The organism is Micromonospora sp. NPDC005172, from assembly GCF_040608555.1.
GTDB lineage: Bacteria > Actinomycetota > Actinomycetes > Mycobacteriales > Micromonosporaceae > Micromonospora.
Genome location: NZ_JBEXIL010000010.1, coordinates 28,032 through 46,499, shown reverse-complemented (window position 1 = coordinate 46,499; position 18,468 = coordinate 28,032). Strand labels below are relative to the sequence as shown.

Sequence of the window (18,468 nt, the reverse complement as noted above, 5' to 3'; positions counted from 1 at the left end):
GGAGAGACGTGGACAGCTATCCGGCGATCGAAGATCACGGTCTCATCGGTGACCTGCAGACCGCCGCGCTGGTGACCTGCGACGGCACCGTCGACTGGTTCTGCGCGCCACGCTTCGACTCGCCGAGCATCTTCGCCGGGCTGCTCGACAAGGAGAAGGGCGGCTACTTCCGGATCGCGCCGGACGGCGTGCGGTACGTCACCAAACAGCTCTACCTGCCCGGCACACCCATCCTGATCACCCGGTTCATCAGCGTCGACGGGGTGGCCGAGGTGATGGACTTCATGCCGGTCACCGGCGAGCGGGCCACCGACGCGCACCGCCTGGTCCGCATCGTCACGATGGTCCGCGGCAGCATGCGCTTCCGCGTGGAGTGCCGGCCACGGTTCGACTACGCCCGGGAGGAGCATGAGCTGGAGCGCCACCACAACGGTTACGTCTTTCGCAGCCGGTCGGCGACGCTGACGTTCAACCCGGTCGACCCGGTACGACGACTGATCTCCGAACACGGCGACGTCCGCCTCGAGGGCGGCGACCTCGTCGCGTACGGCACCCTCAACGAGGGCGACACCGGCGGGGTGGTCCTGGAGACCGGCGGCACCGAACCACGGATCTTCCCACCGGAGGAGATCCAGGGCATGTTCGAGTGGACCCGGGACTACTGGCGACGCTGGCTCGAACGCTCCAGCTACACCGGCCGCTGGCGGGAGATGGTGGAACGCTCCGCCATCACACTGAAACTCATGACGTACGCGCCGACCGGCGCGATGATCGCCGCGCCCACCGCCGCCCTGCCCGAACTGGTCGGCGGATCCCGCAACTGGGACTACCGCTACACCTGGGTACGCGACACGTCGTTCTCGGTGCACGCGCTGCTCGGTCTCGGCTTCACCGAGGAGGTCAGCCGCTACATGGACTGGCTGGACGAGCGCATCCGCACGGCCAGCGAACACCAGGACCCGCTGAAGATCATGTATCGCGTGGACGGTTCCTCCGACCTGCACGAGGAGGTGCTCGACCACCTGGAGGGGTATCGCGGCTCCCGGCCGGTACGGATCGGCAACGGCGCCGCCGACCAGCTCCAACTGGACATCCACGGCGAGGCGCTCTACGCCATGCACCTCGCCGACGAACAGGGCATCCGCGTCTCGCACCAGGTGTGGAAGAGCACCGTCCGGCTCGTCGACTGGCTCTGCCACAACTGGGACCAGCGCGACGCCGGAATCTGGGAGAGCCGGCACCATCCCCGCAACTACACGTTCGGTCGAGTCATGTCGTGGGTGGCGCTGGACCGGGCCATCCGCCTGGCCAACCGCACCGGCCGTCCCGGCGACCTGACCTGTTGGACCGAACAGCGAAACCGGATCTACAACCAGGTCATGGCCCGCGGGTACCACCACGACCGCGGCAGTTTCGTGCAGGCGTACGACGAGAACGTCCTCGACGCCGCACTGCTGGCGATGCCGGCGGTCGGCTTCGTCACCCCGAGCGACCCGCTGTGGCAGTCCACCCTGAACGCGATCGAACGCGAACTGGTCTCCGACAGCCTCGTCCACCGGTACGACCCGGTCCACTCCCCCGACGGCCTCCCGGGCCACGAGGGCACCTTCAACATGTGCACCTTCTGGTACGTCGAGGCCCTGGCCCGTGCCGGTCGCCTCGACGACGCCCGTCTCACGTTCGAGAAGATGTTCACCTTCAGCAACCACCTCGGCCTCTACGCCGAGGAGATCGCCGCGAGCGGGGAGCAGATCGGCAACTATCCCCAGGCCTTCAGCCACCTGTCTCTGATCAATACCGCGCTGACCCTCAACAGCCTGCTCGACGCCGAGGCCGACGCCCACCGCCGCCGGTAGCGGGGTGGGTGCTGCCGAGCGTCGTCAGGCGGTCTCCGCGGCGTCCGCCGACAGGCTGTTCCGGCGGCGTGTGGAGACCGCCGTGGCGACCCGGACGAACGCGGCGACCGCGAGCGAGTGCGAGTTCTGCGGCCACGCCACCGCGAAGGCCGCCTCCGGGGCGTCGTCGACCGGACGCCACGCCAGCTGCGGCCGGGCGTTGCGCGCGGCGAGCGACACGGGAAGCAGCGCGAGCATCCGCCCGAGCTCGATCTGACGCAGCATCTGCACCATGTCCCCGAACGGCGGTGGCTGCTCCCCGTGTCGCACGTAGACGTGCGCGCCGGAAACGGCCCGCCGGTGCGCGGCCTCGATGTCGGCCATCCGCAACCGGGGCCGTCCGGCGAGCGGGTGCCCGGCCGGTAGCGCCAGCACCTGCTGCTCGGACAGCAGCGGCTCGACATCCAGGCCATCGGCGTCGAACGGCTCGACGACGATCGCCACGTCGGCCTCGCCCGCGCGGAGCAGGGCCGGCTGCTCGCGCCAGCCGCTGAACCTGACCTCGACGGGTACGGCGGCGTGCTCGGCCTGGTACGCCGCGAGCACGTCGTCGAGGAGGCCCCCCTCGACGTCGGCCTTCACCGCGAGCACCAACCTGCCGCCGGGCACACCCGCGGACCGTCGGGCACGCCGGGTGGCGGCGTCGAGCGCGACGAGCGCTGCCCGTGCGTCGGCGAGGAGCACCGCGCCCGCCTCGGTGAGCGCGACGCTGCGGGTGGTGCGGTCGAGAAGACGTACACCCAGCTCTGCCTCGAGCCCGGAGATCGCGCGCGAGAGTGCCGGCGACGCGATGCCGAGCCGCTCGGCGGCTCGGGTGAAGTTGAGCTCCTCGGCGACGGCCACGAAGTAGCGCAGCGGCCTGGACTCCACGGGATTCATACCCTGAGGATAATAATGCCGCCCGAACTGGTCCTTCTGCCCACACCCGCCCCGCGCGACGATGAGAACCATGATCGTCATCACGACTCCCACGGGCACGATCGGCGCCGCCGTCGCCGAGTCCCTGCGCGCCACCGGCGCGCCGCTGCGCCTGATCGCCCGCGACCCCGCCCGCCTGCCCGAGACCCTTCGGGAGTACGCCGACGTGGTCGTCGGTTCGCACGCCGACCCCGAGGTGCTCAATCGTGCGCTGACCGGTGCCACGGCGCTCTTCGTGCTCGTACCACCGAACTTCGGCGCTCCGGACGTCACCGGGTACTACCTCGGCTTCGCGCGTCCCATCGCCGACGCCGTCCGCGCGCACGGCGTACCCCGCGTCGTGGCCGTCTCCTCACTCGGCCGCGGATTCGCCGGCCCGGCCGGGCTGCTCTCGGCGGCCTGGGCAATGGACGACATGCTGGAGTCCAGCGGCGCGGCCTACCGCTCGCTGCAGCCGGCGTTCTTCATGGAGAACCTGCTGCACCAGGTCGACCTGATCAGGGGCCCGGGGATGTTCGTGCTCACCGCCGACCCCGACGCGCCGCTCGCGGCGGTAGCGAGCGCGGACATCGCCCGCACGGCCGCCGACCTGCTCGCCGACGACACGTGGACCGGCCAGGAGGACGTGCCCGTGCGCGAGCCCGTCGACCACACCCCGCGCGAGATGGCGCAGGTCATCGCCGAGACGCTCGGGCGGCCGGTCACCTACCAGCAGGCCAGCCTCGCCGACTACCGCGCCCGGTACGCGTCGTCCGGAGCGAGTCCGGCGACAGTCGACGCCATGATCGAGATGGCCGAGGCGCAGACGGCCGGCGTCTACCCGCCCGTCCGCGAAGGAGGCGGGGGGACGACCTTCCGCCGGTGGTGCGAGTCGGTGCTCGCGCCTGCGGTGAACCCGTCAACGCTTCGTTGACGGAACGGTCCCGGTCGCCGGGACACCGCGGACCGCCCAGGCCCGGGCCGTCAACCGGATCGAGCCGTCGGGCTCGGTGGGCAGACGGGTGGCGAGCAGATCGCGCAGGGCGGTCCGCTGCGACCCGGTGAGCGAGGCCAGATAGCCGGGGGCGGAGCCCTGCCCGCCGAGGAACGGCGTCCAGTAGTCGGTGAAGTCGGTGAAGACCGTGGGCACGGCGAGCGCCTGCACCGAGACATCCGTCAGCCCGGCGTCGGTCCACAGCGCTCGCAGCGGCTCGGGACGGCACAGCGCGAAGCGCTGCCAGTCGTCGCGGGCCGCCGCGGCGGGATCGAGCGCGGCGGCAGCGTCCCAGAAGTGCCGCATCATCGCCATCCCCTCGGCGTAGTCCCACACGTACGCGGCCACCGTCCCCCCGGGGGCGACCACACGGGCGAACTCCGCGGCCGCCAGCGCCGGCTCGGGGACGAAGTTCAGCACCAACCCGCTGACGACCACGTCGACGGCGCTACCCGGCAGGGGCAGCACCCGGGCGTCACCGACCGCGAAAGCCGCGCGCGGATCGGTGACCTCGGCGCGGGCCTGCCGCACGAAGCCGGCGGACGGGTCCACGCCGGTGACCTGACGCGGCTGCGCTGTCCCGAGCACGGTCGAGGTCAGCACACCGGTACCACTGCCCACGTCAAGCCACCGTAGCCCGGCCGGCAGGTCGAGCCAGCGCAGGAACTCCACCGCGACGAGCCGGCTCCACCGGCCCACGTACGCCTCGTACGCCGCACCGTCCCGCCAGACCGCAGATGTCATTCCGGCACCATACGGCGAACCCGGCGGGACAGGCTCTACAGGACGTCGAACTCGTTCCCCTCGGGGTCGGCCATCGTCACGTGGTCAGGCCTACCGTCCGTCGCGTCCACCCGGAGCAGGATGCCGCCCGCCGCCACCAGCGTGTCGACCATCGCCTGGACCCGCGGCCAGCGCGCCTCGAACGGCACGTGCCGGCCACCGCCGACGTGGACGTCGACGTGCATGCGGTTCTTGACCACCTTCGGCTCCGGCACCGTCAGGAACGAGATTCCGGGCCGGCCATGGTCCGGGTCCTCGATGAAGGCGCCGTCGTCCCACTCGTCCTCGGGAACCTTGAGATGGGTCTGCCATGCCTCCCAGGTGGCGAACCCCTCCGGTGGGGCGGCCGCGACGTACCCCAGCGCGAGGCACGATAGACAAGCCGCCCCGCTCGCGCTCTGCGGGGAACGGCCAGGTGTTGATCGGATCATCACCACCTGTTGAATAGATGCTGACAAGTGTTCGTGAGGCTTGACGAATGGCCATCACCCATCGACGCCTCGTCGCCACCGCCCTCGTGGCCGGGCTCGCCCTGCTCGCCGCATGGACACCGGCACGCGGCGCGGAACCGACGCCCACCGCCACCGCACCCAACATCATCTTCGTACTCGTCGACGATCTCGCGTGGAACCTCGTGCCGTACCTGCCGCAGGTGCGGCAACTACAGAACGAGGGCGCCACCTTCACCAACTACACGGTGACCGACTCGCTGTGCTGCCCGTCCCGCTCGTCGATCCTGACCGGCCAGTTCCCGCACGACACCGGCGTCTTCACCAACGGTGGAGACGACGGTGGGTTCGCGGTCTTCAAGGGCCGGGGCAACGAGAACCGGACCTTCGCGACCGCGTTGCAGGGCAGGGGCTACCGGACCGGGTTCATGGGCAAGTACCTCAACGGCTACCTGCCGGCGGACACGCAGGGCGGGTCGCTGCCGTACGTCCCGCCCGGCTGGTCGGAGTGGTACGTGGCGGGCAACGGGTACCCCGAGTACAACTACGACCTCAACGAGAACCACACAGTCGTCCACTACGGCAGTCAACCCGCCGACTACCTGACCAACGTGCTGTCCCGCAAGGGCAGGGACTTCATCCAGCGCTCGGCGGCCGCCAACACGCCGTTCCTGCTGGAGGTCTCCACCTTCGCCCCGCACAGCCCGTTCACCCCGGCCAACCAGGACCTGGACGACTTCCCGGGGCTGACCGCCCCGCGCACCGCGGCGTACGACCGACTGCCCACCAACCCGCCGTCCTGGCTGGCCGGCAACGGGCCGTTGACCGCGCAGGAGAAGAGCACCCTGGACACGAACTTCCGCAAGCGCGCCCAGTCCGTCCAGGCCGTCGACCGGCTGATCGGCAACCTGCGCGCCCAGCTCACCACCAGTGGCATCGCCGACAACACCTACGTGGTGTTCAGCTCCGACAACGGCTTCCACATGGGCGAGTACCGGTTGACCGGCGGCAAGCAGACCGCGTTCGACACCGATGTGCGGGTCCCTCTCGTCGTCGCCGGACCCGGTGTCGTCCCCGGCTCGCAGCGTGCCGAGATCGTGCAGAACATCGACCTGGCGCCGACCTTCCAACGCATCGGCACCGCCGAGGTCGGCGCGCACGTCGACGGGCGCAACCTGTTACCCCTCGCGCAGGGCGACCCGGCGCCGAACTGGCGTACCGGGGCGCTGATCGAGCACCACGGCCCCAACCAGGCGGCCGACGACCCCGACGCACAGGACCGCCGCAACGGCAGTCCGGTCACCTACGAGGCGCTGCGGACAGCGACCTACACCTACGTCGAGTACTCGAACGGCGAACGGGAGTACTACAACCGGGTCGCCGACCCGGACCAGCTCAACAACATCGCCTCCGGGCTCTCGGCCACCCGCCTGGCCACGCTGCACGACGCGCTTGCCGCGTACGTCGCCTGCCACAGCCACTCGGCGTGCTGGACGGCCGGGCACGTGCCGGCCTGACGCCCGACCGATGCGACGGCCCTGGCCTGCGGCTGAGCACTGCGCAGGCCAGGGCCGACCGCTCCGGCGGACCCGACTCCTAGCGTGTGTCAAAAGCCCCTGGCCGGCCTGCGGAGGCCGAGAGGACCGGCCGTTTCGGCCGCTGGTGAACCGCCGCTCGCGGGCCTGTGGTCCGGCCGGATCGGAGCCGCCCGCTCTATTGAGCGTGATGCCTGTGGGTCATCTTGATGCCTCACAGGCATCACCCTCATTGTGGTGTCCGCCGTCCGCCCCTCGGCTCGACCCAGGACCTTGACACACAGCCTAGGTGTTCTGTCCATGGACGTTGGTGACAGGGCGTAGATCTTGAAATGGGTGAGGACCTCCGGGTGAGGTGGAGCTTGTCGAAGGTTCCGCACCACCCAGGAGGTCCTCGTGACCCACGCTAATGCACCCCTGACCGAACGCGGCAGACTGCGTCTGGCCCGCTGCGTCGTCGACGACGAGTGGCCCCTACGCCGGGCCGCGGAACGGTTCCAAGTCAGCCCGACTACAGCGAAACGCTGGGCCGAGCGTTACCGCGTCGAAGGCGTCGCAGGCATGAAAGACCGCTCCAGCCGGCCACACCCCAGCCCGAACCGCACCCGCCCCCAGGTAGAACGCCAGGTGCTGCATCTACGGACGAGCCGGCGTTGGGGACCCGCCCGCATCGCAGGACGCCTGGATCTGCCCGCCTCCACCTGCCACGCGATCCTGCGCCGCGCGGGCGTCACCCGCCTGGCCCATCTCGACCGCGCTACCCGAGAACCGATCCGCCGCTACGAACCCCCCCACCCCGGCGACCTGGTCCACGTCGACATCAAGAAGCTCGGCAACATCCCCGACGGCGGCGGCTGGCGCACCCAAGGGCGTGCTCGCGGAAAACTCAACCGCACCGCCACCCCCGGACACACCACCGACCGTCAAGAAGACCCGCCCCTACCGGCCACAAACAAACGGCAAGGTCGAGCGTTTCCACCGGACCATGACCGACGAATGGGCCTACGCCAAGCCCTACCGATCCGAGACCGCCCGACGAGCCGCCCTACCCGCCTGGCTCCACGCCTACAATCACCACCGCCACCACACCGCACTCGGCGGCCCACCCGCCAGCCGCGTCCCCAACCACTCCGGACAGAACACCTAGACGAGGTCGAAGGACTCCCACGGGCCGACCGCCGTGCGATTCGCGATCAGCGCACCGGCACCGGCGTCCTCGGCGCAGACGTACCTGCCGTTCGCGCCACTGCGGAAGCTGACACTGCCGTCCGGGTTCGTCACCCTCGTGAACGTCTCCCAGCCGCCGATCGTGTCGCGGTCGGCCACCAGCGCGGCCGCACCGGCGTCCTCGGCGCAGACGTACTTTCCGGTCCTGCTGGATCGAAGGGCCACGAGACCGCCACCGGCGTCGACGATGGTGAACTTCTCCGACGCGGACGTCAGCGAGGCGACCAGCGGTGAGCCTCCGACGAAGCGGCCGTTGGCCCGGGACCGGACGCCGACGGCGGCGGGCGGCGTCGGCGTGGAGCCGAGCACCGGCGCGGTCGGTCGGGTGGCGGTCAACGCGATCGCGCCCTTGAGCATCCGGCCGCCGTCACCGCTGAGCCGCAGGTAGTAGTCCGCCGAACACTTCGTACCGTCCTCGTCCAACGGCAGGAACTTCGAGCCGACCGGAACGAACGCGGCTGTCTCCGCCGTCTTGGCGATCTGGTTGCCCTCGTTGTACTCGTCGAACATCGAGATGTAGATCGCCGGCGCTCCGGCCCGGATCACGTTGTAGAACTGCCGCCACATGAAGTCGCCGTGCGCGCGCTGGCGCTCCTGCAGATCACCGGGCAGCACACACGGCTGGTAGTCGATGCCGTGCGCCGCGCAGTCCTGCACGTCGGGAAGCGTCACGTTGGTGTAGAACCAGTCCGACCCGGCCGCGTCGCCGATCCGGCCGACCATCCACGGCGAGATCATGTTGTACGCGTGGTAGACGTCGGAGAAGCCGGACCGCGAGTCGCTGTCGCCGTTGCGCCAGTGGGTCGGCGTGCCACCCATGACGTACACGCCCTGCGCCTTGAACCAGTTGATCACGTCGAGGCAGACCGCGGCGCTCCACGGGTGGTTGCTGTCGTTGAAGCCGAACCCCCAGATGCCGACGACGGGCTTGCCGTTCTGTTTCGCGTACGCCGGGGAGGCCGTGTACGCCTTCATCTTGTTGGTCCAGTCGTCCTTGATCTGCTGCTGCATGTCCGTCCAGCCGCTGACGTCGTACATGATGTAGAACTTGCGGCCGAACTCCTCGGCCGCGTTGCGGACCTTGATCGTGACGGCGTCGCGGATCGGGCCCTCCCCGCCGACCGGGTTGAAGCGCTGCAGCGCGGCGGTGTCCAGCCCGTTCTCCTGCATCCAGCGGAAGTGGGTGTCCACGGTCTGCTGGTCGTAGGACGAGAACAGCGACGCGGGCTGGCCGTTGCCCAGGTTCTGGTATCCGGTCTTGTACACCCGGTCGTAGTCGCGCACGTCCGGCCACGACTTGAGTGCCTCGTTGACCGGCGAGGGGGTCTTCTGCCAGTCCTGGCCGTAGTGCCACCAGCCCGACAACGGGCTCCCGTCGCCGGCCCCGGTGAACCAACCCTGGTAGCCGACGGTGATCTTTCCGACCACGTCGCCGGGCGGGCTCACCGCGGCGGCGGCGGGACTGGCCGCGAGGGCGTCGAGCGAGACGCCGGCGACGGTGGCCGCGGCGCCGGCCATCGCGGAGCCGAGCAGGGTACGGCGGGTCAGCCTCATGACGGTGGCAACTTTCCTCAGGGGATGTTTCGCCCGGATCGTGGAGCTGGGGATGATCCGGACGAGATGAGGTTAGTGAGCCGGTTTGCCGACCATCAAGCTGCGCGGAAGAACTTCAAAGAAGCTTAAGAGTACGAGGATTGCGAACGCGGAACGCCACCGGCGCTCACTCCCGTCGTCATGATCTGACGCCGGGCGTGATCCTCATCATCCCGGCCAGATCCGAACTTCTCGTCCGCCACGAACATCAGGTAGGTGATGAACGAGTGCTCTGAAGCGCCGCGGGAGGCGGCCGAGGTGACCACCTCGGCAGGACACCGGCTGCACATACGTCACGCCACACCGGGCGATCTCCACCTCGTCAATCAGTTCCACGCGCAGGACTGCTCCCCCGCGAGCCGGGCCGCGCGGTACCACGCGGGGCGGAGCCGGATCCGGGCAAGTGAGTGGCGGAACCTGACCCATCCCGACAAGGGCTACACCGTTCTGGTTTCGGTATCGGGCCAGGACCGTCTGGTGGGCCTCGCCCACCTCTTCTGGCAGAAGTCCGCGCCGCCCGAGGTGGCGATACTGGTCGCCGACGACTGGCAGGGGATCGGCGTGGGTAGGGCGGTCGCCGGGTGGCTGGTCGGACTCGCCACCGCGCACGGGCACCGTGTCCAGCAGGCATACATCGTGCCGCAGAACGTACGCGCCCTCCGGCTGGCCCAGCACTTCGGCGCAGTCGTCGATCACGTGGGCTGAGGGGACGGCAGTGGGCGTTCCGGATCGCCATCCGTGGCGACCGGCTCTGCAATCCCGGACCGCAGCCGGGCAGGTCGATCCGCCTCGACGGTCGACCTGCCCGGAGTCAGCCAGCACGGCTGCTGACGAAGCAGACCCTAGGCGCGCTGGGCGCGGTCATAGAGCGGCCTGGTGATCGCCGAGGTGAACTGGGGGCCGATGAGGTGACGGGTGCAGGCCTCGTCGCCGCGCTCACACACCGTGCCGGTGTTGTCGAGGAAATCGGACCAGGTGTTCACGCCCACCACGGTTCCCAGGCCGGACACGACATCGAATCGGGCCATGCGCGGACCGCCACTGGAACCACCACCCATCACGCAGGCGGCGCCCCACTGGCCCTTCGGAGTGGGCCAGTCGGTGCTGCCGGGATCCTCGCTGGCCTGGCCCGTGCAGTAGGCGAGCCGCCGCCCCGTGAACTCCGGAAGACCGTCCCGGGCAGGGTCCGAGGCGGCGCGAGGGTAGCCGAACTGGAAGACGAGCTGCGCTCCGGGCAGGTCGAAGCCGACGCTCTGCGCCGCCCCGACCGCATCCTGCACCCTTTGGCCACGCTCATTCTTGTGGAGCACCACGAAGGCCTGGTCGTACGAGTCGAACTTCGGGTCCTGGCCGTTGTTCCGCAACCAGGTCGAATCGGCGACTCCGATGCGTCCGACGAACGTGCCGTAGGGTGCCCGACCCTCACGATAGCCGGGTACGAACATCACATTCGTCGCCCACTCGCCGTTCTCACCGAGAAGATCGGTGCTGTGCACGCAGTGCCCGGCCGTCACCACGGTGCTTCGATTGGCGCTGTCGACAACGGTCGCCGTGCAACTGGAGTCTTCGCCCTGGCTGGTGAAGAAGAGTCGGCCCACCGTCGACGCCACGGCGTTGGACCGGGTCCAGGGAGCACCGTCGGGTCCACTCGTCGCAGGGTTGCCGGAGAGGGGCTCGTTCAGCGCCGCGAGCCGCTCCGATGTCCAGTAGTCGAGGACCGCCTGCCGCTCGGCGGCGTTGACCGCCTGCGCATGCGTTGCCACGTTCGCTGCCCTGCCGACAGTCGACGAGGCAGCCGCGGCGGCCGCGCTCGGTAGGGAGATGGCGGTTCCGAGGACAAGCATTGCCGACGTCAGCATGATCGAGGCGCGTCTGCCCTCGCCCCACCATCGGCGTTCCGGTGTCGTCATGCGCGAGAACCTACGGACCGGGTGTCAGGAACCTGTCAGAAAGCGTTGAGGGTGTCCCTGCATTCCTGTCCAAGCCGGGTGTAGTCGGGACTGGTCCACACTCCACGGCTCCGCGACTTCGGCAGCCCTGATTCCCGCTTCTCGATGATCGGCTCACAGTCCCAGGTGGTCGTGCCAGCACACCGGAACCCGTACCGGCGACAGCGGCTCGATGACCGCCCACCGTCCATCTCGCACAACAGCCCCTACGCCGCGTCGACCGTGCGGCGACGCCGGCACGAGCTTCGCGCACACGCCGCAGGCGGTGGTCAGGGTGGCGTGTGCGGAACCGTTCCGCACAGGTCAGATCCTTGTCGGTGTCGGAAACCAGCGGCGAGGCTTGGTGACTCGGCGGCTGGTGCAGGTTCAAGAACTCTTCGGGAAACTGGTGGTACTACGTCAGTGTCGGAGGAGCGGCGCCGTACGGCTGGATTTACGGGGGGAATGTCTCAGGCGAGGAGACGATCACGACGCCCTGCACGGGCTGATGTGAGCCGCATGATTCCGTGATTCGACGCGGGAGCTTCGGGGTCTGTCCGGTTCTGCCGGGCAGACCCGACTCGCGCGCACGCTCACGAGTGCTGGTGGTCGAAGCCGCCGGTACCGCCCTTCAAACTCGACGGTGACCGGGTTCTGGCCGAGGTGCCTCACACGACTACCAAGCGGTCGCTCGATCCAAGGCCAGCAGAAGGGAGTGCCCACGTTCAAAGGTGCCATCGCGCCACCGGCAGAAGCAGCCGTAGGCTGACAGCACCGCACCAGGATGAGGAACATGTGGGACGTTGAGGACATCCAAGCCCGCCTTGCAGTTATGCGAGCTGAAGACCCGGAACTCCGACGCTCCGGGGCGCGGCGCCATCGATACCAGCTCGGGGCCACTCTCAGCGAAGCCGACCTGGCCGCGTTCGAGTGCCACCACCACATCACGTTGCCGGACGCCTACCGCAGCTTCCTTCGGGAGGTCGGAAACGGCGGCGCGGGCCCACACTACGGCCTATTCACTCTCGACGGCGACGGTCTGCGCGACCACGAGCGAGAAGCGCGTCACCGGCCTGGCTATCTTGCCACCCCCTTCCCTCACACCCAGGCATGGAACCCGGCTTACCACGTGCCAGACCCGTGCGTCCCCGGACCAGTCGACCTGATGACCGAGGACGAATACTTCGATGAACGAGAAATCGCTGGCTCGCTGATAATCGCCGAATTCGGCTGCGGCGCCTTCCACCGCCTGATCATCACGGGACCAGCCCGAGGCCAAGTCTGGTTCGACGACCGAGCCGCCGACGGTGGCCTCAGCTCCGAGGCCGACTTTGCCGACTGGTACCAGGACTGGCTACACGATCGCGAGTAGCTCCGCTCGCGGCAGTTCGGCACAGTTACCCAGGTATGACAAAGGGGCCGTCGGTTGGACGCGCCTGCCGCACGGACCGTTGCGTGAAAAGATCACCTGCGGCACCATGATCACGATGACTCAGCACCTGGACTGGCTGAACCGCTACGTCGCCGGGCAAGAAGATCATGTATGGCATGAGATGCGGCAGCTTGGTGACCGCGTCCGCGAGCCAGACTTCGCCCCGGAGGCGCAGGCGGTGTGCGACGAGATGGCTCGCCGGGCACGGAGCAACATCGAAACCCTGGTCGCGCGCCTACGCGAGCAGGGTTACCGATTCCACCAGAACGACGACGACCAGACTCCGACAGAGCCATACACGCCACCCGGCGCGGAGGCGGAAGAGCTCCTTCACTGGCTGGAACAGCGTCTGGGCGCACTTCCGATGACGCTCTCGTCGTGGATCCGCATCGTGGGCGACGTGTGGTTGGTGGGAACGCACCCCCAGTGGCCCAACTCGGCTGCGGCCGACCCGCTCGTGCTGGAGCTGGCGGGTTCCCGCTACCCGGACAGCGACATCCGCGAGTACTTCGCGGAGGAGATCGAGGCGTGGCAGGACGACCCGGATGAACCATTCCTCCTGCCCGTCGCGCCCGATCACTTCCACAAGGACAACGTCAGCGGCGGCGGTCCGTACGGCATCATCCTTCCCGACGCATCCGCCGACGCGCACTTCGTGGGCGAGGCTCGCATGCCGCTGGTGGGCTACCTGAACTGGACCTTCCGGCACGGCGGCTTTCCCCGACCCACCGCCGACGAAGCACCGTGGCACGTCATCCACCAGTTGACAGAGGGTCTCCACCACCTCTGACGGACACCAGCCGGGCAGCGCCCTCCGGCGACCCCTCAGGGCCGTCGGAGGGCGCTGTCGATCACACGCAGGCCGTAGCGCCTCTGCCCGGGCCGCCATTCCAGAGCGCCCGAACCGACTTGTACGGTGAGTAGATCATCCGACTCCACGACCACGTCGAGTTCGAGGCCGAGACGCCAACCTGCTGGTAGCCGGTCGGGCACTGGTAGGCCACAAGGGCCTGCGGCTCATTCGTGCCATACACAGCGGGAAGCCGCGCCCAGTTTGCCCTGCACGTCGGCGACCAGCGCAACTCCACGTAGGAGCCGGAGGTACCCCACATCGGCCCGGAAGCCACGGTCACCGCGTCCGCGCCACAGCCGGTTTCCTCCGGGTCGCGGCCCGAGCAGTAGTCGCCCCAGCAGCCAACCGCCCGGGCCGGTGCGGGGGCGACGACGACCCCGGACAGTGCGACCAGTGCCACACCGAACAACGCCATGGTCCGAGTACGTGTGCGCATGCTGGCGGTCCCTCTCACGCGCACGCGGTGCTGGTGTAGCCCGGGGCGCCGGTCCACCGGGCGCTGACACCGAGCTTGGGTGAATAGATCATCCGGCTCCAGGAGTAGGAGGCGTTCGAGGCTGAGACACCGGACTGGTTGTAGCCGGTGGCGCACTGGAATGCCTGCACCTGCGACGGGTACGAGGTTCCCCACGAGGCGGGCACGCGGGCCCAGTTCGTCTTGCAGGTCGGCGACCAGCGCAACTCGATGTAGGAGTAGGTGCCCCAGATCCGGGCCGACGCCGTGGTCGTGGCGTCCGCGCTGCAGCCCGAGGCCTCCGGGTCCTGGCCCGAGCAGTAGTCGCCGTAGCAGCTCACCGCAAGGGCCGGTGAGCCGACCGCGATGGTGCCAGACAGGCCGAGGGCGACGGCGCCCAGCAGACTGATGAATCGAGAGTGGTTCATGGCATTTCCTCGCTTCCGTTACATGCCCATGGCGGGCACGGTCTGGTTCATGGCCTGGGCGTAGAGGGTCGTGCCCTCGTTCTTCGGGTGGAACGACTGCTGCGACGCGCTCATCCCAGGGCTGTCACCGGGCGTCTTGGCCATCACCACGCCGTGGATCGACTCGGGTGAGCCGCAGGCACCCTTGCCGGCGAACTCGTCGTTGGGGTCGGAGTACCAGGCCCATCGCGTGCCCTGGCCGTTCGCCGTGGCAACAGCAGCAGCCAGATGCTGATCCAGCAGCTGACCCATCTGGGCCAGCCACTGCGTCTCGGCCGGGCTGATGCCGATGCCCGCAACGCCGGCGAGGCAGACGCCGTCGTTGTCGATCAGCCTGGGATATCCCATGAGCAGGACCTTGGCGTTCGGCGCCTTGACGTGGATCTGGCGTAGAACCTCGGCCACCTTGGGCTCGACGGCATTCAGCAGCTGCGGCTCGGTGACCCTCAGCGGCTGGGTCTCGCCGTCGAGCGTCTCGTCCTGGCAGTCATGGAAGAGGTCCGCGATGCACTTCTTGATGATGTCGCTGAACAGGGCGTCGTTGCCGCCGACCGAGAGCGTGACGAGCGTGGTGTTCTCGTCGACGAATCCACGGTCGAGCTGGTTGAGCTCGCCGTACTGCTCCACGTGCTTGTCATCCGGCCCGGGGCGGTAGGGCAGCAGCGGCATGACGCCGTTGGTCCAGGCACCCGAACAGGCCAGCAGGTGGTAGTCCATCGAGGTGTCCCAGGCGTCGGCCCGGATGCCGATCGGCAGCGACGACGACGGGAGTACCGCCTTGCGGCTCCAGGCGTTGCGCGAGCGATGGCAGGCGTTGCGGGTGGCCTCGTCGCCGCCGTTGTTGTCAGTCTCGCGGTAGTAGTCACCACCGCCGGTGACCGAAGCGCCCTCTCCGGACGAGTACGAGTCTCCGAGTGCGACGACCTGATCGTGCGGCTTGCCGGGCAGCGGCTGGAACGCGACGGCATCGAAGGCGATGTCGTCATTGCCGGTGCCGTCCAGAGTCTGCGAGCTGAGCCGGACCCGTGGCACCCCCGCGAAGGGGAACGCCCCGAGCGACACCCAACGGTTCTGCAGGGTCCGCTGCAGCACGACTCGGGTCTTGGTGCCGTTGCCGAGGTCGATCTCGTACCTCGCCTGCTGCGTGTGGGCCCCATGGTCCGGCATGTGGACCATCACCCGCGCCCAGCCCGACAACGACCGGTTCAGGGTCCAGGTGCCGGTGACCTTCATCTGCGCCTCGCCGCTCTGGCGCGTGCGTGCGAACCAGAAGTGGCCGCCGAAGCCGCCACCGATCTGGTGGAAGTCCACCTTCGACGGGTACGTGCCCGAGCCGTCGGCGGCGAACGTGAGGCCGAAGGTGCCCTGGTTGATCCAGGGGTGGCCACACGAGGTGCGCACCGAGGGCACCGAGTCGGCGACGTCGTCGATGACCAGGGCGCCGGCTGGCAGGCCCGCCAGCGCGCAGTTGGGCGGATAGCTCACGCCATCCGGCTGCTCAGGGTACGTCTCATCGAACCGCAGGAGCTCGTACCCGCAATCGGTGTTGCAGTCCTTCCAGGCGGTGGACTGGTGGTACCAGCACTGCAGGTCGTACTTCCCGGACGCGTTGCGGTGTCCGCACGGACCGGCCGGCTCGCCGGCCACCGATGGATCGTTCGGGACGAAGACCATTCCGGGGTGGCAGTCGTTGGAGCTGTCGCAGAACTGGTCGACGGGCGGCTTCGCCGTCTCCCGGTTCGCCTCCGTCGTCCACCATGCGGCCCGGTAGCCGGCGATCATCGTGTCCGGCGCGACCACCGAGTCGATGGGGTGGCCCGCCCAGCCGAGGACCTTCTCCTCGTACGGCCAGTACTGCGGGTGGGCGGCGTCCGCGTACGCGTACTCGAGGAACGGCAGCCGGTCGGCCGGATAGCGCGGGTTCGCCGGATTGTTCGCCCAGCCCACCCCCCAGGGTTGGCCGGCGTCGGCCTCGGGATGGAAGCCCGAGTTGTACGCCCACACGGCGAAGAACCAGTTCTCAATGTTTGCCGGATCGCCGTCGTTGACGATCAGCCCAGCCGCGCGCGTCTCGTTCCATTTCGCCACCAGGATCCGCAGCCCAGCCGCGATGTTGGTGGCATAGTCCAGGGCGATTGCCCGTTGCTGGTTCGCCGTGCGGGCCGGATCACCCAGACGCATGCCGTCCGTGACCTGGGCGACCCCGTAGCCACAGTCCGCGCTGCTCCAATCGATGATCCAGTCATCGCCGGTGTTCTGGTTGTACAGCTCGCGACCGTAGAAGTTGCCGATGAGCGGATTGGCGGTCGCGCCAGGCAGGGCGACACTCGACGCCTGCCACAGGTTCGACTCCTGGGTCAGGATGCCGAGCAGCACCTGGACCGGGACGCGTCCCCCGCCAGCGAGGGCCGGCCGCGGGAACATCCCCTGTGGGCTCCACGCTGGCAGGCCCGACTGCCGCCAGTTGGCCGGTCGGGTCATCGTCAGGTGCCCGGTGACCGCCTGATCGGCCGCCCACTCGACCTGCCGGGGCGTCGGCTGGTATACCTGGGTGCGCGGATCGTTGCGCGGCACCGAGCAGGTCCGGTCGGCGTCGACCGGGTCGGTCGGCGAGCCCGCGACGAGACCCCGAGCACCGCTCCCGGCCATGATCGGGTGTTCGGCGGACCGCCCCGCCGCCTTGGTGGGCGCCACCGCAAAGCTGACCCGCTGGCCGCTGGCCACGACCTCGGCGTCGATGCGCAGCGAACGAGACCCGCCCGGATCGGCGCCGGCGCTGCCCGGTCGCTGCTGCTTCAGCTTCGTGACCGTCAAGTGGCCTCGGCTGGACAGTGGCGCGAAGCGGCCAGCCTTCGTGCGGAGCACGCTGGTCGGCAGCCTGCCGACCGTGTCGGGAGTACCGGCGAGGAACACGCGGCCGCCGACCGGCGAGAGCGGGCCGACGCTGCCGGCGACGCCGGTGGCCAGCAGCGAAGCCGCCGCGCCAGGCCGGGCCGAGGTTCGGTTGATCCGGACCCGGTCCCCTGACCGCTCCGTGTAGACGACCGCACCCGAACCGTCGGCCCTCAGGTCGAACGGCACATTTGTGGTCCGGACGAGGCCGATCGGGGCGCCCTTGTCCGGGATGCGGACCAGCCGCGCGCCGTTGGCCGCCACCAGACCGGCCTTGACCGGCACGGCCGACGTGATCGTTCCGTCGAGCGAGATTTCGCGGATCGCCTCCTGACCCGTCGCACTGACGACACTGAGCCGGGTCTGGGCCGCGCCCTGCACCTCGTCGTCGCGGAACCGGGTGAGCACTCCCGTCTCGCCGGCACCGCAACCGGGGCTGAAGTACGCAAGCGTGGACAGGCTGGGCAGCTTCGTCACCGCACCCGTCTGCAGATCGACGACGGCGGTGAACGCGCCGCGGTCGAACAGACTGGTGTCGTTGGCGAAGGTTCGCGGCGCGTAGACGACGAAGGCCCGCCGACCGGAGCCAGTGACGCACGCGTTGCCAATCCATTGATCGGCGTCGAAGCCCGGCTCGGCCAGCGTGGCGACGGTACGCCAGGCATAGCCGGCGCTCTGGTCGGCGACGAGCACGTGCAGGCCGGCGGCGTCGCCGCTGGTGATCATGATGCGGTCGTCGGATGAGCGCCAGCCGCGGGGCAGCACCTTGTCGCGCTCCCGGTCGGGCACCGCGGCCGAGGGCTCATCAGTGGTACCGCTGGGTGGCCGCGGGGCCTGAATGGAGGGCGGCGCGGCGGTCGCCAGCGTCGGGACGAGCAACAGGGTGAACAGTGCGGTCGCCGCGATGGCGACACGTCGTCCGATCGCCGGTCCGGTTCGTGGTGCGGTTCGCATGAGGCTTCCTCCGAGGTGGATCTGCCAGTGCGTCCAGTTCTACGGACGGCCGTCGTTGTCCGGGTATCGCGGCGGACAACCGGCCGCGGATGGCAGCGTGGTGACCGCCGATGGA

14 protein-coding genes and 1 pseudogene are annotated in these 18,468 nt (G+C 69.1%); 7 read left to right on the top strand and 8 right to left on the bottom strand.

Translation table 11 applies throughout. The annotated features are described in order from the left end of the window. The first annotated feature begins 8 nt into the window (after nucleotides 1-8). The gene (locus ABZV06_RS09310; RefSeq protein ID WP_355620037.1) at nucleotides 9-1,856 is read left to right on the top strand and encodes a glycoside hydrolase family 15 protein; all 1,848 of its coding nucleotides are present in this window, start codon (nucleotides 9-11) and stop codon (nucleotides 1,854-1,856) included. Nucleotides 1,857-1,880: 24 nt separating this feature from the next. Here the strand turns inward: ABZV06_RS09310 and ABZV06_RS09305 are convergent, their stop codons facing one another. After that, nucleotides 1,881-2,774 (bottom strand): LysR substrate-binding domain-containing protein, encoded by an 894-nt coding sequence (locus ABZV06_RS09305; protein ID WP_355240819.1) that lies wholly within the window; start codon nucleotides 2,772-2,774, stop codon nucleotides 1,881-1,883. Nucleotides 2,775-2,844: 70 nt separating this feature from the next. On the opposite strand from ABZV06_RS09305, the gene ABZV06_RS09300 reads away from it, so the two are divergent. Further along, nucleotides 2,845-3,726, top strand: a complete 882-nt coding sequence (locus ABZV06_RS09300; protein ID WP_355620034.1) for an NAD(P)H-binding protein — start codon at nucleotides 2,845-2,847, stop codon at nucleotides 3,724-3,726. On the opposite strand, the gene ABZV06_RS09295 is transcribed toward ABZV06_RS09300, so the two are convergent. Further along, the gene (locus ABZV06_RS09295; RefSeq protein WP_355620031.1) at nucleotides 3,712-4,530 is read right to left on the bottom strand and encodes a class I SAM-dependent methyltransferase; all 819 of its coding nucleotides are present in this window, start codon (nucleotides 4,528-4,530) and stop codon (nucleotides 3,712-3,714) included. The genes ABZV06_RS09300 and ABZV06_RS09295 overlap by 15 nt on opposite strands. Nucleotides 4,531-4,565: 35 nt before the next feature. Then, nucleotides 4,566-5,000, bottom strand: coding sequence for a VOC family protein (locus ABZV06_RS09290; protein ID WP_355620028.1), 435 nt, complete (start codon nucleotides 4,998-5,000; stop codon nucleotides 4,566-4,568). A gap of 47 nt (nucleotides 5,001-5,047) precedes the next feature. Between ABZV06_RS09290 and ABZV06_RS09285 the strand changes: the two genes are divergently transcribed. Further along, nucleotides 5,048-6,535, top strand: a complete 1,488-nt coding sequence (locus ABZV06_RS09285) for a sulfatase (protein ID WP_355620025.1) — start codon at nucleotides 5,048-5,050, stop codon at nucleotides 6,533-6,535. Nucleotides 6,536-6,949: 414 nt separating this feature from the next. Then, nucleotides 6,950-7,700 (top strand): annotated as a pseudogene (locus ABZV06_RS09280) (IS481 family transposase). Here ABZV06_RS09280 and ABZV06_RS09275 read toward each other — a convergent pair. Continuing rightward, complete coding sequence (locus ABZV06_RS09275) at nucleotides 7,697-9,334, bottom strand: lectin (protein ID WP_355620022.1); 1,638 nt, start codon at nucleotides 9,332-9,334, stop codon at nucleotides 7,697-7,699. The pseudogene ABZV06_RS09280 and the gene ABZV06_RS09275 overlap by 4 nt on opposite strands. Before the next feature lie 258 nt (nucleotides 9,335-9,592). Between ABZV06_RS09275 and ABZV06_RS09270 the strand changes: the two genes are divergently transcribed. Continuing rightward, nucleotides 9,593-10,078: a GNAT family N-acetyltransferase gene (locus ABZV06_RS09270; RefSeq protein WP_355620019.1), complete on the top strand. Its 486-nt coding sequence runs from the start codon at nucleotides 9,593-9,595 to the stop codon at nucleotides 10,076-10,078. Between the two features lie 137 nt (nucleotides 10,079-10,215). Here the strand turns inward: ABZV06_RS09270 and ABZV06_RS09265 are convergent, their stop codons facing one another. Further along, nucleotides 10,216-11,136: a hypothetical protein gene (locus ABZV06_RS09265; RefSeq protein WP_355620016.1), complete on the bottom strand. Its 921-nt coding sequence runs from the start codon at nucleotides 11,134-11,136 to the stop codon at nucleotides 10,216-10,218. A 958-nt stretch (nucleotides 11,137-12,094) separates the two neighbouring features. Here ABZV06_RS09265 and ABZV06_RS09260 point away from each other — a divergent pair. Both ABZV06_RS09260 and ABZV06_RS09255 read left to right on the top strand, forming a co-directional pair. Beyond that, nucleotides 12,095-12,673 (top strand): SMI1/KNR4 family protein, encoded by a 579-nt coding sequence (locus ABZV06_RS09260; protein ID WP_355240798.1) that lies wholly within the window; start codon nucleotides 12,095-12,097, stop codon nucleotides 12,671-12,673. Between the two features lie 115 nt (nucleotides 12,674-12,788). Then, a complete protein-coding gene (locus ABZV06_RS09255) occupies nucleotides 12,789-13,523 on the top strand; it encodes a hypothetical protein (RefSeq protein WP_355240796.1) in 735 nt (244 codons plus the stop codon). Between the two features lie 61 nt (nucleotides 13,524-13,584). Here the strand turns inward: ABZV06_RS09255 and ABZV06_RS09250 are convergent, their stop codons facing one another. The 3 genes from ABZV06_RS09250 to ABZV06_RS09240 are packed head-to-tail and all read right to left on the bottom strand — an operon-like array spanning nucleotide 13,585 to nucleotide 18,353. Next, the gene (locus ABZV06_RS09250) at nucleotides 13,585-14,022 is read right to left on the bottom strand and encodes a DUF2690 domain-containing protein (RefSeq protein WP_355240793.1); all 438 of its coding nucleotides are present in this window, start codon (nucleotides 14,020-14,022) and stop codon (nucleotides 13,585-13,587) included. Between the two features lie 14 nt (nucleotides 14,023-14,036). Then, nucleotides 14,037-14,468, bottom strand: coding sequence for a DUF2690 domain-containing protein (locus ABZV06_RS09245; protein ID WP_355240790.1), 432 nt, complete (start codon nucleotides 14,466-14,468; stop codon nucleotides 14,037-14,039). An 18-nt stretch (nucleotides 14,469-14,486) separates the two neighbouring features. Then, on the bottom strand, nucleotides 14,487-18,353 hold the full coding sequence (locus ABZV06_RS09240) for a hypothetical protein (protein ID WP_355240787.1): 3,867 nt from the start codon (nucleotides 18,351-18,353) through the stop codon (nucleotides 14,487-14,489). Nucleotides 18,354-18,468 lie beyond the last annotated feature (115 nt).

Bases quoted from the DNA above. Each gene is read 5' to 3' on its own strand.
- ABZV06_RS09305 (WP_355240819.1), bottom strand. From the start codon at position 2,774: ATGAATCCCGTGGAGTCCAGGCCGCTGCGCTACTTCGTGGCCGTCGCC.
- ABZV06_RS09300 (WP_355620034.1), top strand. From the start codon at position 2,845: ATGATCGTCATCACGACTCCCACGGGCACGATCGGCGCCGCCGTCGCC.
- ABZV06_RS09295 (WP_355620031.1), bottom strand. From the start codon at position 4,530: ATGACATCTGCGGTCTGGCGGGACGGTGCGGCGTACGAGGCGTACGTG.
- ABZV06_RS09290 (WP_355620028.1), bottom strand. From the start codon at position 5,000: ATGATCCGATCAACACCTGGCCGTTCCCCGCAGAGCGCGAGCGGGGCG.
- ABZV06_RS09285 (WP_355620025.1), top strand. From the start codon at position 5,048: ATGGCCATCACCCATCGACGCCTCGTCGCCACCGCCCTCGTGGCCGGG.
- ABZV06_RS09275 (WP_355620022.1), bottom strand. From the start codon at position 9,334: ATGAGGCTGACCCGCCGTACCCTGCTCGGCTCCGCGATGGCCGGCGCC.
- ABZV06_RS09270 (WP_355620019.1), top strand. From the start codon at position 9,593: ATGAACGAGTGCTCTGAAGCGCCGCGGGAGGCGGCCGAGGTGACCACC.
- ABZV06_RS09260 (WP_355240798.1), top strand. From the start codon at position 12,095: ATGTGGGACGTTGAGGACATCCAAGCCCGCCTTGCAGTTATGCGAGCT.
- ABZV06_RS09255 (WP_355240796.1), top strand. From the start codon at position 12,789: ATGACTCAGCACCTGGACTGGCTGAACCGCTACGTCGCCGGGCAAGAA.
- ABZV06_RS09250 (WP_355240793.1), bottom strand. From the start codon at position 14,022: ATGCGCACACGTACTCGGACCATGGCGTTGTTCGGTGTGGCACTGGTC.
- ABZV06_RS09245 (WP_355240790.1), bottom strand. From the start codon at position 14,468: ATGAACCACTCTCGATTCATCAGTCTGCTGGGCGCCGTCGCCCTCGGC.
- ABZV06_RS09240 (WP_355240787.1), bottom strand. From the start codon at position 18,353: ATGCGAACCGCACCACGAACCGGACCGGCGATCGGACGACGTGTCGCC.